Origin of the sequence: Amycolatopsis sp. (assembly GCF_025464955.1) — a bacterium.
Taxonomy (GTDB): domain Bacteria; phylum Actinomycetota; class Actinomycetes; order Mycobacteriales; family Pseudonocardiaceae; genus Amycolatopsis.
This window is the reverse complement of the sequence record NZ_JAODNM010000056.1, coordinates 102,803-115,217: the sequence shown is the minus strand read 5'-3', so window position 1 is coordinate 115,217 and position 12,415 is coordinate 102,803. Positions and strand designations below refer to the sequence as shown.

Annotated in this window: 13 protein-coding genes; 3 read left to right on the top strand and 10 right to left on the bottom strand. The window is 68.1% G+C overall.

The window, feature by feature from the left end; translation table 11 throughout:
• Window position 1: 1 nt before the first annotated feature.
• Window positions 2-1,393: an FAD-linked oxidase C-terminal domain-containing protein gene (locus JWQ81_RS12160; RefSeq protein ID WP_297540708.1), complete on the top strand. Its 1,392-nt coding sequence runs from the start codon at window positions 2-4 to the stop codon at window positions 1,391-1,393.
• A gap of 138 nt (window positions 1,394-1,531) precedes the next feature.
• On the opposite strand, the gene JWQ81_RS12155 is transcribed toward JWQ81_RS12160, so the two are convergent.
• The 4 genes from JWQ81_RS12155 to JWQ81_RS12140 form a co-directional block, all read right to left on the bottom strand.
• Window positions 1,532-2,248, bottom strand: a complete 717-nt coding sequence (locus JWQ81_RS12155) for a VTT domain-containing protein (RefSeq protein WP_297540706.1) — start codon at window positions 2,246-2,248, stop codon at window positions 1,532-1,534.
• A gap of 45 nt (window positions 2,249-2,293) precedes the next feature.
• A complete protein-coding gene (locus tag JWQ81_RS12150; protein WP_297540704.1) occupies window positions 2,294-2,704 on the bottom strand; it encodes a hypothetical protein in 411 nt (136 codons plus the stop codon).
• Window positions 2,701-3,873: an N-acetylglucosamine-6-phosphate deacetylase gene (nagA, locus tag JWQ81_RS12145; protein WP_297540926.1), complete on the bottom strand. Its 1,173-nt coding sequence runs from the start codon at window positions 3,871-3,873 to the stop codon at window positions 2,701-2,703. The genes JWQ81_RS12150 and nagA overlap by 4 nt, the downstream gene beginning before the upstream one ends.
• A 90-nt stretch (window positions 3,874-3,963) precedes the next feature.
• Window positions 3,964-4,581, bottom strand: coding sequence for a SigE family RNA polymerase sigma factor (locus JWQ81_RS12140; RefSeq protein WP_297540702.1), 618 nt, complete (start codon window positions 4,579-4,581; stop codon window positions 3,964-3,966).
• Between the two features lie 222 nt (window positions 4,582-4,803).
• Here JWQ81_RS12140 and JWQ81_RS12135 point away from each other — a divergent pair, with 222 nt between their 5' ends.
• A complete protein-coding gene (locus JWQ81_RS12135) occupies window positions 4,804-5,085 on the top strand; it encodes a YciI family protein (RefSeq protein WP_297540700.1) in 282 nt (93 codons plus the stop codon).
• A 5-nt stretch (window positions 5,086-5,090) separates the two neighbouring features.
• On the opposite strand, the gene JWQ81_RS12130 is transcribed toward JWQ81_RS12135, so the two are convergent.
• The 6 genes from JWQ81_RS12130 to JWQ81_RS12105 form a co-directional block, all read right to left on the bottom strand.
• Entirely contained in the window at window positions 5,091-6,068 is a 978-nt protein-coding gene (locus JWQ81_RS12130) for a PDR/VanB family oxidoreductase (protein ID WP_297540924.1), read from the bottom strand.
• 56 nt (window positions 6,069-6,124) lie between these two features.
• A complete protein-coding gene (locus JWQ81_RS12125; protein WP_297540697.1) occupies window positions 6,125-7,009 on the bottom strand; it encodes a metal-dependent hydrolase in 885 nt (294 codons plus the stop codon).
• The gene (locus JWQ81_RS12120) at window positions 7,006-8,478 is read right to left on the bottom strand and encodes an NAD(P)/FAD-dependent oxidoreductase (protein WP_297540695.1); all 1,473 of its coding nucleotides are present in this window, start codon (window positions 8,476-8,478) and stop codon (window positions 7,006-7,008) included. The genes JWQ81_RS12125 and JWQ81_RS12120 overlap by 4 nt, the downstream gene beginning before the upstream one ends.
• A gap of 128 nt (window positions 8,479-8,606) precedes the next feature.
• Window positions 8,607-9,080, bottom strand: a complete 474-nt coding sequence (locus JWQ81_RS12115) for a pyridoxamine 5'-phosphate oxidase family protein (RefSeq protein ID WP_297540693.1) — start codon at window positions 9,078-9,080, stop codon at window positions 8,607-8,609.
• A 23-nt stretch (window positions 9,081-9,103) separates the two neighbouring features.
• A complete protein-coding gene (locus JWQ81_RS12110; protein ID WP_297540691.1) occupies window positions 9,104-9,997 on the bottom strand; it encodes an SDR family oxidoreductase in 894 nt (297 codons plus the stop codon).
• 464 nt (window positions 9,998-10,461) lie between these two features.
• Entirely contained in the window at window positions 10,462-11,394 is a 933-nt protein-coding gene (locus tag JWQ81_RS12105) for an aldo/keto reductase (RefSeq protein WP_297540689.1), read from the bottom strand.
• A gap of 84 nt (window positions 11,395-11,478) precedes the next feature.
• Here JWQ81_RS12105 and JWQ81_RS12100 point away from each other — a divergent pair, with 84 nt between their 5' ends.
• Window positions 11,479-12,303 carry an LLM class F420-dependent oxidoreductase gene (locus JWQ81_RS12100; protein WP_297540687.1) on the top strand — a complete coding sequence of 275 codons (825 nt, stop codon included), beginning with the start codon at window positions 11,479-11,481 and terminating at the stop codon, window positions 12,301-12,303.
• Window positions 12,304-12,415 lie beyond the last annotated feature (112 nt).

Below are 12,415 nucleotides of genomic sequence, written 5' to 3'. Positions count from 1 at the left end.
TATGGGCAACGACGCTTTGGTCAGCAGGCTGCGTGAGGAGCTCGGCAAGGCCGCCGTGCTCACCGACGACGACGTCACCGCGAGCTATTCACACGACATGATGCCGCTCGCCCCGGTCGGGAAACCCCTGGCAGTGGTGCTGCCGGAGGACGTCGACGGCGTGCGGGCGACCGTGCGGGCCTGCGCCGAAGCCCACGTGCCGATCGTGCCGCGCGGTGCCGGCAGCGGGCTGTCCGGCGCCGCCAACGCGATCGACGGCTGCGTGGTGCTGGTGCTGACCAAGCTCAACGAGATCGTCGAGATCGACGCGGGCAACCGTCTCGCCGTCGTCCAGCCGGGCGTGGTGAACCTCGACTTCCGCGGTGCGGTGGAGAAGCACGGGCTGTTCTATCCACCGGACCCGTCGAGCTACGACTGGTGCACGATCGGCGGCAACCTCGCCACGAACGCGGGCGGGCTGTGCTGCGTGAAGTACGGCGTCACCACGGATTCGGTGCTGGGCTTGGAGGTTGTGCTCGCCGACGGGTCGCTGTTGAAGACCGGGCGTCGCACGGTCAAGGGCGTCGCCGGGTACGACCTGGCGCGGCTGTTCGTCGGCAGTGAGGGCACGCTCGGCGTCATTACGCAGGCGACGCTCGCGCTCAAGCCGCTGCCGCAGGCGCCGTGCACCCTGGTCGCGGGCTTCAGCAGCACAGAAGCCGCTGGTGAGGCCGTCGCACGGGTGGTGCGGGAGGGACTCGTTCCATCGTTGCTGGAGATCATGGACGCGACGTCGATCAAGGCGGCCGAGGCCTACCTCAAGACCGACCTCGGCACCGGCTCCGACTGCCAGGCGCTGCTGCTAGCCCAGTCCGACGCGGGCGCCGAGACAGCGACGCGGGAGATCGCCGCGCTGGAACAGATCTGTACCGATTGCGGTGCGGACCTGGTGTATTCGACCGACGACCTGGCCGAGGGCAACATGCTCCTGCATGCGCGGCGGGTCGTGCTGACGGCGTTGGAGATCTACGGCGTCTGGCTCACCGACGACGTCTCCGTGCCCCGGACCCGCATCGCCGAACTGATCGCCGGCTGCGAGCGGGTCAGCGAGGAGGTCGGGCTGCGGATCGCCGTGGTCGGCCACGCCGGCGACGGCAACATGCACCCCACGATCGTCTACTCCCCGGACTCCGCCGACGAGTTCGCGCGGGCTCGAAAGGCGTTCGACGCGATCCTCGAGATCGGTCTGTCGCTGGGCGGCACGGTCACCGGCGAACACGGCGTCGGCAAGATCAAGCGCGAGTGGCTCGAACGCGAGATCGGCCCGGTCGGCCTGCGCGTCCACCGCCAGATCAAGGCTGCCCTCGACCCGGAGAACCTCTTCAACCCCGGCTCCATGTTCGCCATGGACTAACCCAAGCGGGCACCGGCGAGTCCCACGCTCCGGCCCGACGAGTCCCACGTTCATCGCAACTCGACGGCGAGTTGCGGTCTCTTAGAAACTAAGAGACCGCATAAAAGCGCAAAAGTGGGAAGCAGTTGCGGACGCGGGTCAGTTGTCGATGCGGGGGATCTGCTGGGTGACTTCGGCGGCGTTCTCGGCGGGGATCTGCGCCCCGGCGTTCGCCTTCTTGCCGCGGCGGGCCTTGAGGTACTCCAGGCCGATCGGGATGACCGAGATCAGCACGATCACGATGAAGATCGAGTCGACGTTGTTCTTGATGAAGTCGATGTGGCCCAGCAGTGAGCCGAGGATGGTGATCCCGGCGGCCCACGCGATCCCGCCGATGACCGTGTAGGTGAAGTAGCGCTTCGGGTCCATCCGGCCGATGCCGGCGATCCAGGTGATGAACGTCCGCACGAACGGGACGAACCTGGCGAGCACGATCGCCTTCGGGCCGTGCTTCTCCAGGAACGCGTGCGTCTGCTCGACGTACGCCTGCTTGAAGAACCGCGAATCCTCGCGCTTGAACAGCGCCGGGCCGACCTTGTAGCCGATGAAGTAGCCGACCGCGTTACCGAGCAGCGCGGACGCCGAAACCAGCACGCACACCAGCCACAGCGGCGCTTTCAGCGTGTCGTTGGCGATGAACAGCCCCGCGGTGAACAGCAGGGAGTCGCCGGGCAGCACCGGGAAAATGCTGCTTTCGATGAAGATGACCAGGCACAGCACCGCTATGACAGTCGGAGTCAGCCCGGAAAGCATGTGCTCAGGGTTCAGCCAGTCCGGCACGATGGACATGTTCGCGGTGCTCTGCGCAAGAATCACACTTAAAACGGTACAGGGTCACCCTGTGTACTTCGGATGACCTGCTCAAAGCAGCGTGAGCAGGCCGATCACCGAGCCGGCCGCGAGGCCGAGCAGGATCGCGAGCAGCAGCACCCAATGCACCGGCAGCGGCACGCTGGTCGGCTGGATGCTTCCGGTGCGCACGGTCGGCGGGTCCAGGACACCCGCGGGCACAACGGGCCGCGAGGCGGAACCGGTTGCCGAATCCAGCGCCGCGCGTTCGCGCTCGAGCGAATCCGCCCCGGCGCCGGACAGCAGCCCGTACTGCGGCGGAAGCCCCTCAGTATCGCTGGTCTGGGCGGCCGGGTTCAGCGGGATGTCCGTCGTGGGCGGGTCCACCGGGGCGACCGGCGGCCGTTCGGGCTGCGGCGCGAACACGGCTTGCGCACGCAGCGCATCGGCCAGTAGCCGCTCCGGGTCCTTCGGCTCGCTCATTGTCCTACGGTAGCTGTCTCCACTGTGCCGACCTCGCTGCCTACCCCGCTGACCCAGTTGCCTTGACGCAGCACCTTCATCGGCCGCAGCTCGCCGTCGAGCACCACGATGTCCGCCGCGAGGCCCGCGCGCAGCGAGCCGGTGCGGTCATCGATGCCGAGCAGTTCGGCCGGTTTCGCCGAGGTCGCGTGCACCGCGTCCAGGATGTCCAGTTTCGCGCCACGCACCATGTTCCGGAACGCCGCGTCCATGGTGAGCGTGCTGCCGGCGAGCGCGCCGGTATCGGCCAAAGTCGCGACCCCGTCGGCCACGTTGACCTTGAGCCGGCCGAGCCGGTACGCGCCGTCGGCGGCGTCGGTGGCCGACATCGCATCGGTGATCAGGACGGTCCGGCGCTTCCCGGCGTGCTTGGCCGCGAGATGCACCACGGTCGGGTGAATGTGCACGAGATCGCAGATCAGCTCGACGGTGATCCGCTCGTCGTCGAGCAGGACCCCGACCGGGCCGGGCTCGCGGTGGTGCAGCGGCCGCATGCCGTTGAACAGGTGCGTGGCCACGGTGGCGCCGGCGTCGATGGCGGGCCGGAGCTGCTCCTCCACGCCGTCGGTGTGCCCGAGCGCGGCGATCACGCCGGACTCGGTGAGCTGGCGGACGGCTTTGACCCCGCCCTGCAGCTCCGGGGCCAGCGTGACCATGCGGATGTCGCCCCGCCCGGCGTCCAGGAGCGTGGCGACCGTCGCCGTGTCGGGTTCCAGCAGGGCATCCGGGTCGTGGGCACCGCAGCGCGCATGGGAGATGAACGGGCCCTCGAGGTGGATGCCGTGCACCTCGCCGTCCTGCACGAGCTCACGCAGTGCGGCTATCTGGTCGCACAGCGCGTGGACCGGATCGGACACGAGGCTGGCGAGCATCGTGGTCGTGCCGTGCCCCCGGTGGGCCCGGACGGCGAGCGCGAGCTCGTCCGGATCCCCGCTGGAGAACGACCCGCCACCGCCGCCATGGCAATGCGTGTCGACGAAACCTGGTACGACGAGCGCCCCGCCGACGTCCACCTGGTGGCCTTCGGGCGGGGTCCCCTGCCCTACTTCGGAGATCAACCCCCCGGTGACCGCCAGCCAGCCGTCGTCCAGCACTCGGGTCGGACCGGCAAGCCGCCCGCCCGTGATCACAAAGTCTCCGGTGCCCTTCACGCCGCCCAGCATATATTGGTCTGGACCAAGCATGGGGAAGTAACTCCGAGTATCACTCCGACCGGCGTATCAGTTCGGTGACTGCATCGCTTTCTGCAACGCCTCGAGCGCCCGGCTGGCGGTTGATTTGACGGTGCCCTTCGAGATACCGGCGGCTTCGGAGATCTCGGCTTCGGACAAACCGCCGTAATACCGCAGGACCAGGACCTCGCGCTGGCGTGGTGGCAGCTTCGACAGCGCGCTGACCACGGCCTGGTGCTCGGTGGACAGCATCGCCAGGCTTTCGGCCGAACGCGCGTTGACCGCGTGCGGCGGCACGTACTCCCGGGCCGTCTTGCGGCGGCGCAACACGCTGCGTGACCCGTTGACGACCGCGGTGCGCAGGTAACCGACGGCCGCGGCGGCGTCGCGGAGCCTGCTCCAGTTGCGGTGCAGGCCGGTGAACGCCTCCTGGACGACGTCTTCGGCGGTCGCGGGTTCGTCGACGAGCAGGATCGCGAGCCGGACCAGGCGCATCCGATGGGTGCGGTAGAGGTCCTCCAGCGTCAGCGGGGCCGCCGCAGCCGCCTCTGGCGGTCCTGCGGCTGGCCCGTCCATGGTGCGTAGGTGCGAGAACGTCGCTTCGACACTCTGCTCGACCACGCTCTGCTGTCCCGCACCGTTGTGCTCGTCGCCGTCGTCCGGCATGGACCCCCGCCCGTCTTCGATCTTTGTCCGACCGTACCGGCGAAGCTCGGCCGGGTTGACTGTGGTGTGCGAATGGACCGTCATATCTGGCCATACGCACAGCTAGCGTATCGGGTTGACACGGTATTGACACATTTCAAACTGTGGGAACCCGCGCTCACGATCTGGATCCAGGTCGGTAACGTCGGGTAAGCACAGCGTTTGTCGGATCTTGGAGGCGTCATGGCTTGGTTCCTGGTCGAAACCCGTTACGTGCAGGAGAAATTCGCCGACGTGCGGCCGCGGCACCGGGATTGGCTGACGGCGTTGGCCGACGACGGCGTGGTGGCCGTCGGCGGGCCGCTCGCCGACGACACCGGTGGTGTCATCCTCTTCCAGGCCTCGGACGAAGCCGCGCTGCGGATAATCCTCGACACCGACCCGTACCACCTCGAAGGTGCGCTGGCCGAGCGCAACATCCGCGGGTTCGTGCCGAGGATCGGTGCCTGGATCCCCCAGAGCTAGAACCACTAGAGATTCAGCACCAGCGTCCCGCCCGGTTCGCGCGCGACGCAGATCCGCACGCTTTCCCCGGCCGGGGTGCGGACGGCGCAGGTCCCGCAGAAGCCCTGCCGGCAGGAGTACGCCACATCCGGCAGGGCTTCACGCACGACGTCGAGCGCGGAGCGGTCTGCCGGGACATCGAGCGTGACGCCGGTCCGCCGCAGTTCGAGCTGGAACGGCTTGCCGTTGACGATCGGCGGCGTCGAGAACCGCTCTAAGTACACCGCCTGCCCGGTGCTCGACGCCAGGTCGAGGCGGATTCCGGTGATCATCGGGACCGGCCCGCAGCAGTAGACGCTCGCCCCCTCGGGCATGCCTTCCAGCAGCTCCGAGCCGGACGCGGGGATGCCGAACTCGTCGTCCGGCCGGATCCACACCCGGTCGGTGTCCAGCGCCTCGAGCTCGGCCAGGAACGGCATCGACGCGCGGTCGCGGCCGGTGTAGACGAGCCGCCAGTCGACGCCGGAGCCAGTGGCCGCGGCTCGGCGGACCATCGGCAGGATCGGGGTGATGCCGATCCCGCCCGCGACGAACAGGTACCGCGGCGACGCCACGAACGGGAACGCGTTGCGCGGCCCGCGGACGGTCACCACCGAGCCGGCCCGCAGCTTTTCGTGGACCTCGAGCGAGCCGCCTTCACCGGTCGGGATGCGGCGGACGGCGATCCGGTAGTACGTGCGGTCTTCGGGGTCCCCGCACAGCGAGTACTGCCGGACCCGGCCGGACGGCAGCCGCAGGTCGAGATGCGCGCCAGGCCGCCAGACCGGCAGCGGCGCCTGGTCGAGCGGCACGAGCCGCAGACTGACGACGCCCTCGGCCTCCGTGCGGGCGGCTTCGATGCGCAGCACGAGGTCGCGGTCGAACTCGGTCACCGGCGGGCGGTACCGCCCGCTGACCCCGCTGACCCACCGGTAGGCGGCGGCGATCCCGGTGAGCGAGGCCATCAGCCGGTCGGCCCGCGGTTTTCCGTACAGATGCCGGGGGAAGCGGGGGAGTTCGGTCACTGGCTCGCATCAGCCGCCCGCGCGGCCGGCGAAGTCGCCAGATACGCCACGGCCTGCTCGGTGTTGCCGGTTTTCCTCGGGTGGTAGGACCGCCGGTAGTACGGCGTGATCTCCCGCATCAGTTGACGTCCGGTCGGCAGCAGCCCCTGCTTGCTCGCTCGCCGGTAGACCCGCCAGGACACCTTGCCACCGACCAGCATTGGGTCGTGTGCCACCAGATAGCGGGTCCCGCGAAGGAAAACCCAGGCCAGCACGGGCGTCACCAGCGTCATCGTGCGGACGCGGCGGCCGTAGCGGCCGTCGAGGTGCTGGAACAGGTCGTAGGCCACCGAGCGGTGTTCGACCTCCTCCGCGCCGTGCCAGCGCAACAGGTCGAGCATGGTTTCGTCGGCGCCGGCGGCGTCCAGCGGGGCCGAGTCGAGCACCCACTGGCCGAGGAACGCCGTGTAGTGCTCGATCGCGGCGACGATCGCCAGCCGCTCGATGAGCCACTCCTCGCGCTTGCGGCCGGTGAGACCGCGGTCGCCGAGCAGTTTCCGGAACATCCACTCCATCTGGCTGATGTAGGGCTGGACGTCGACCCCGCACGCCTGGAGGTGGTCGGCCGCGGCGCTGTGCGCTTCGGCGTGGACGGCTTCCTGGCCGATGAAGCCGAGGACGTCTTCGCGCAGCCTGTCGTCCTTGATCAGCGGGACGGCTTCCTTGAACAGCTCCACGAACCAGCGTTCGCCCTCCGGCAGCGCCAGATGCAGCACATTGATCGTGTGCGTGACCTGCGGTTCGCCCGGAACCCAGTGCATCGGCAGTTTCGAGAGGTCGAAATACACATCTCGTGCGTGCAGGACGATCTGCTCGTGGTCGTCGACCGGCTCGGCACTCATCGCGCCCTCCCGCTGAGTTCGAAGTCGCTCGCGTCGACCTTCCGCGTCTCGAGCCAGTACCGCCAGGTGAACCCGGGCCAGATCGTCCGGTTCACCCCCTTGGCGTCGAGGTACCAGCTCTTGCAGCCGCCCTGGGTCCAGACGCCCTTGATCAGCTTTTCCTGGATCTCGGCCTGGAACTTGTCCTGCACACTCGGCCGGACGTCGATGGCGGCGGCGTCGTGCGAGTCCGCCAGCTTGATCGCGTCGACTACGTACTTCGCCTGCGACTCGATCATGAAGACCACCGAGTTGTGGCCGAGCGCGGTGTTCGGGCCGAGGAGGAAGAACAGGTTCGGGAAGCCGGAAACGACGATCCCTTTGTGCGTCCGCATACCCTCGGCCGCCCACTCCTTGGCGAGGCTGCGGCCGTCGATGCCGGTGATGTCGAGGTACTCCAGCGCGTCGGTGACGTGGAAGCCGGTGCCGTAGATGATCGCGTCGACCTCGTGGGAGACGCCGGCGTCGTCGACGATGGACTGCGCGCGGACCTCGCGGACGCCGTCGGTGTTCAGCTGGACGTTCGGCCTGGCCAGCGCGGGGTAGTAGTCGTTGGAGAGCAGGACCCGCTTGCAGCCCATGGTGTAGTCCGGCGTCACCTTGCGGCGCAGCGCCGGGTCCTTGATGCCCTTGCCGATGTGCCGCTTCGCGATGACCTCGCCGGCCTTCATGATCACGGGGTGGCCGTTGAAGCCGAGTCCCTGTGCTTCGCGGCTCCAGTAGACGGCGGCGCGGTAGAGCCGCTGGGCGCCCGGGACGCGTTTGAACAGCGTCTTCGCCCAGCCGGCCATCTCGTGGTCGGGCTTCGGCATGATCCACGGCGGCGTGCGTTGGAAGAGCGTCAACTCGGCGACGTCCGGCGCGATCCGTGGCACGAACTGGATCGCCGAGGCGCCGGTGCCGACCACCGCGACGCGCTTGCCCTTGAGGTCGAACTCGTGGTTCCACTGCGCGGAATGCCAGGTCTGGCCCTGGAACTTCTCGATGCCGGGCAGTTTCGGGACCTGCGGGATGTGCAGGCCGCCGACCCCGGAGACCAGGAACTGCGCGACGTACTCGTCGCCGGACTTCGTGGCGATTGTCCAGGTGCGGGCCGCGGAGTCCCAGTGCGCGCCGGTGATCTCGACACCGAACCGGGTCTTCTCGCGCAGTCGGTGCTTGTCCGCGACGCCCTTGAGGTACTCGAAGATCTCCGGCTGGGGCGAGAACGACCGGGACCAGTCCGGGTTCTGCTCGTAGGAGAACGAATACATGTGGGACTGCACATCGCACGCGCAGCCGGGGTACGAGTTGTCCCGCCAGGTGCCGCCGACCTCGTCGGCCTTCTCCAGGATGACGTAGTCGTGGATGCCGGCCTTGGCGAGCTGGATCGCCTGGCCGAGTCCGGAGAACCCGGTGCCCACGATCACGACTTTGACGTGCTCGGTCATGTGCTGGTCCTCCACGGCGTCGGGGTGGCTACGTGTTACCTTTAGTAACTGTTACCCATAAGTAGCATGAGCCACCCCGGCGGACGTGTCAAGGCTGCAAGCACCCAGCAAGCACCCGCGCGGGTGAGCTAGTAGGTGCCGCCGAGCTTGCGGTGGTCCCAGGTCACGGTCTTGGTGGGAGTGAAGATCAGTCCGACGCGCTTGGCGGCCTGCCCGTGGATGAACGCCTTGAGCTCGTCGGGTGCGGGGTCGCCCGGCGAGCCGCCGGCGTAGCGCTGCATGAGCGCGATGCCCATGGTGGCCACGACCTCGGTGTCTTCGAGGATTTCGACGTCGGTTTCGAGCGACACCCCGCGCAGCGTCTCGTAGGAGTCGCCGTCCTCGATGAGCACGGTCGCCTCCGGGAGGCGCCGCAGGTTCGCCATCTTCTGCGAGCTGCCGTAGGTCCAGGTCGCGAGCTTGTCGCCCTGCGGGAAGTACCAGAGCGGCGCGACGTGCGGCCGTCCGTTCGGGCCGATCGTGGCGACGTTGATGACCTTCTGCACGGCGAAGAACGCGAGCACTTCGTCGTGGTTCATCCGGATCTGGTCGCGGCGGGACATCCGCACCTCCTGTTGTCGAGGCGTCAATTATTGCGCGTCGCGGCCCGTCCGGCATGGCCTGTCACCGAGGCTTCGTAGGCGCCGCGCGCTTTGATGTCTTCGAGCGCGGCCTTGTCCGCGGCGGGCACCTGGAAGCGGGAGCCGAGTTCGATGATCGGCGGCAGAAACGCGCGGATGAGTTTCAGCGCGCCGACCCAGCGCGGGACGTGGATCGTCCTGGCGCGCTTGAGGATTCCGGCTTCGAGGCAGTCCAGTGCGACGTCGAGCGGGTACGTCTTGCCGAGCAGGCCCGGCATCCCGCCGCGGAGCTTGCCGAACACCGGGTGCGCGTCGGCGCTCTCGACCAGGTCCGTGCGGATCCAGGTCGGGTGTGCGACGCCGACCTTCACACCGAGGTGCGCGACTTCGGCGCGCAGGCTGTTGGAGAACGCCTCGACGCCGGCTTTCGCGGCGGCGTAGTTCGCCATGCCGGGCGCGTGGGTGATCGCGGCGAGCGAGGAGATCGCGAGCAAGTAGCCCTTGCGTTCGATGACGTGCGGCAGGGTCGTTCGGAAGGTGCGCCAGACGCCGAGCAGGTCGACCTCGATGACCTTCTCGAACGCGGCCTTGTCGACCGAGCGGACGAAACCGGTGGTCGCGATGCCCGCGTTGGCGATCACGACGTCGATGCCGCCGAAGTGCTCGACCACGCCCGCGGTGGCCCGCTCGAGGGCGTCCCAGTCGGTGACGTCGGCCTCCCACGCGTGGGCGCTCGCGCCGATCCGATCCGCGACCTTCTGCTGCTCCTCGGCCTCGAGGCCGAGGAGTGCCACCTTCGCGCCGCGAGCGGCGAGGCGTTCGGCGAGTCCGGCGCCGATCCCGCGTGCCGCGCCGGTGATCAGCACGACCTTGCCGTTGACGCCGTTGCCCCTGGCCATGGGTGCCTCCTTGAATCCGCTGGTAGAGGCACCGTACCCCAACCTACTCCCAGTAGGCTACCCGCGAGTAAGAAGGCATTTTTGTACAAAAGTGCCCTGGTTGAGAGCTCAAGGAGGGCACAGAAGTACAAAAGTGGCTCTTGTTGTCGTATGTGTGGGTCCGCGACGCCTCAGTGGCTGGTGAGGTTCTTGAGGTCAGCGGGTGCGGTCGGCTGTCAGCGAATGTGGGACTCGTCGGGTTGAACGTGGGACTCGCCGGGCCGGAGTGTGGGACTCGCCGACGCGCTGTGCGAGTCCCACATTCAGCGAGGGCGAGTCCCACAGCCAGACCGACGAGTCCCACACCCAGCTCCGGACACCGGCATTCGCCGTACACCGCCCGTCCCAGCCCTTGTCGCGGTAAAACGCAGCCAGTCCACAGCAAGCCAGCACCCACGCATACGACCGAAGAGCCACAAAAGGGCCTACGCGGAGGCGGCGGAGAGGGCGGAGAGTTCGTCGTCGGCCAGCTTCAGGTCGACCGACGGCAGGATTTCGGCGAGCTGGGCGGTGGTGCGGGCGCTGGCGATCGGCGCGGCGATCGTCGGCTGGGCGGCAAGCCAGGCGAGCGACACCGAGGCCACGGGGACGCCGTGGGCATGTGCGACCTCGTCCAGCGCGGCGAGGACGCGCTCGCCCCGGTCGTCCAGGTAGGCCAGCGCACCCTTGGCACGGGGGCTGCTCGCCGAGGCGTCCGCAGACCGGTACTTGCCGGTCAGGAAACCCGACGCCAGCCCGAAATACGGCAGGGTCGACAGTCCTTCACGCTCGATCGTCCCGGCAAGCTCCTGCTCGTACTCGCGCTTGACGAGGTTGTACTCCGGCTGGAGTGCCACGTATCGCGCAAAACCTTCTCTGTCCGAAATGGACAGTGCTTCGGTGAGCCGGGCGGCGGTGTAGTTCGACGCCGCGATGTAGCGCACCTTGCCGGACTTCACGAGGGCGTCGAACGCGCCGAGTGTCTCTTCCAGCGGGGTCTCGTCGTAGTCGCGGTGCGCGTAGTAGAGGTCGATGTGGTCGGTTTTGAGCCTGCGCAGCGAGTCGTCCGCGGCGGCCGCGATGTTCGCCGCCGACAGGCCGGGGCGCTCCCCCCACGAACCGACCTTCGTCGCGATGACGATGTCGTCACGGCGGCCGCGCTTCTCCAGCCAGTTGCCGATGATGGTCTCGGACTCGCCGCCGACGTTGCCCGGAGCGAACGCCGAGTAGGTGTCGGCCGTGTCGATGAAGTTGCCGCCGGCTGCCGCGTAGGCATCCAGGACGGCGAAGGATTGCTCCTGGTCGGCCGTGAAGCCGAACACGTTGCCGCCGAGGTTGAGGCCGTAGACGTCCAGATCACTGTTACCAATTTTCGCCATGCCTCGAACGTAGCGTGACTCGTGTGTGGTCCACAGGATGAGATCGCGGGACGAAAACCGGCCCCCGGCGCGTTGTGCAGGAACATGGCTATCGAACTGGGCAAGATCGGAATCTGGCGGCACCTCGGAGGGCTCACCGGCGAGTTCGCGGCCGAGGTGGAGAACCTCGGTTACGGCGCGATCTGGGTAGGCGGCTCACCCGACGGCGACCTCGAAGCCATCGAGCGCCTCCTGGACGCGACCAAGACGATCGTGCTGGCCACCGGCATCGTCAACGTCTGGAAGGACGACGCCGCCAAGGTCGCCGCGGCCTACCATCGCGTCGCCGCCAAGCACCCCGGCCGTTTCCTGCTGGGTATCGGCATCGGTCACCCGGAGCACACCCAGGTCTACCAGAAGCCGTACGACAAGCTCGTCGAATACCTCGGCCAGCTCGACGAGGCCGGCGTCCCGGTGGACGGCCGCGTGCTCGCCGCGCTCGGGCCGAAGGTGCTGAAGCTGTCCGCGGACCACGCCGGCGGAGCGCACCCGTACCTCGTCACTCCCGAGCACACCCGCCAGGCGCGCGAGATTCTCGGCGAGGGCAAACTGCTCGCGCCCGAGCAGCACATCGTGTTCGAGACCGACCCGGAGAAGGCCCGCGCGATCGGCCGCCCGGGCATCAGCATGTACCTAGGGCTGTCGAACTACACCGGCAACTGGCGTCGCCTCGGCTACACCGACGAGGACATCGCCGACGGCGGCAGCGACAAGCTCGTCGACGCGCTGGTGCTGCACGGCGACGCGAAGACCATCGCCGCCGGCGTCACCGCGCACCTGGACGCCGGAGCCGACCACGTCAACCTGCAGGTTCTCAACGAGGACCCGATTCCCACCTACCGCGCCCTGGCCGCCGAACTGTTGGGCTGACGTCTCGTGAAGGCCACCTTCACCGCGTCAGACGAGGTGAAGGTGGCCTTCACGAACGCCGCGCATGCCGTTCCAGCACGCTATATGGGCATACGACCAGTGTGCTCGCTCC

Coding starts and splice junctions, on each gene's coding strand:
- JWQ81_RS12110 (WP_297540691.1), bottom strand. CDS start 9,997: ATGGCCAGGGGCAACGGCGTCAACGGCAAGGTCGTGCTGATCACCGGC.
- JWQ81_RS12100 (WP_297540687.1), top strand. CDS start 11,479: ATGGCTATCGAACTGGGCAAGATCGGAATCTGGCGGCACCTCGGAGGG.
- JWQ81_RS12160 (WP_297540708.1), top strand. CDS start 2: ATGGGCAACGACGCTTTGGTCAGCAGGCTGCGTGAGGAGCTCGGCAAG.
- JWQ81_RS12130 (WP_297540924.1), bottom strand. CDS start 6,068: ATGGCCTCGCTCACCGGGATCGCCGCCGCCTACCGGTGGGTCAGCGGG.
- JWQ81_RS12140 (WP_297540702.1), bottom strand. CDS start 4,581: ATGCCGGACGACGGCGACGAGCACAACGGTGCGGGACAGCAGAGCGTG.
- JWQ81_RS12125 (WP_297540697.1), bottom strand. CDS start 7,009: ATGAGTGCCGAGCCGGTCGACGACCACGAGCAGATCGTCCTGCACGCA.
- JWQ81_RS12150 (WP_297540704.1), bottom strand. CDS start 2,704: ATGAGCGAGCCGAAGGACCCGGAGCGGCTACTGGCCGATGCGCTGCGT.
- JWQ81_RS12120 (WP_297540695.1), bottom strand. CDS start 8,478: ATGACCGAGCACGTCAAAGTCGTGATCGTGGGCACCGGGTTCTCCGGA.
- JWQ81_RS12115 (WP_297540693.1), bottom strand. CDS start 9,080: ATGTCCCGCCGCGACCAGATCCGGATGAACCACGACGAAGTGCTCGCG.
- JWQ81_RS12135 (WP_297540700.1), top strand. CDS start 4,804: ATGGCTTGGTTCCTGGTCGAAACCCGTTACGTGCAGGAGAAATTCGCC.
- JWQ81_RS12105 (WP_297540689.1), bottom strand. CDS start 11,394: ATGGCGAAAATTGGTAACAGTGATCTGGACGTCTACGGCCTCAACCTC.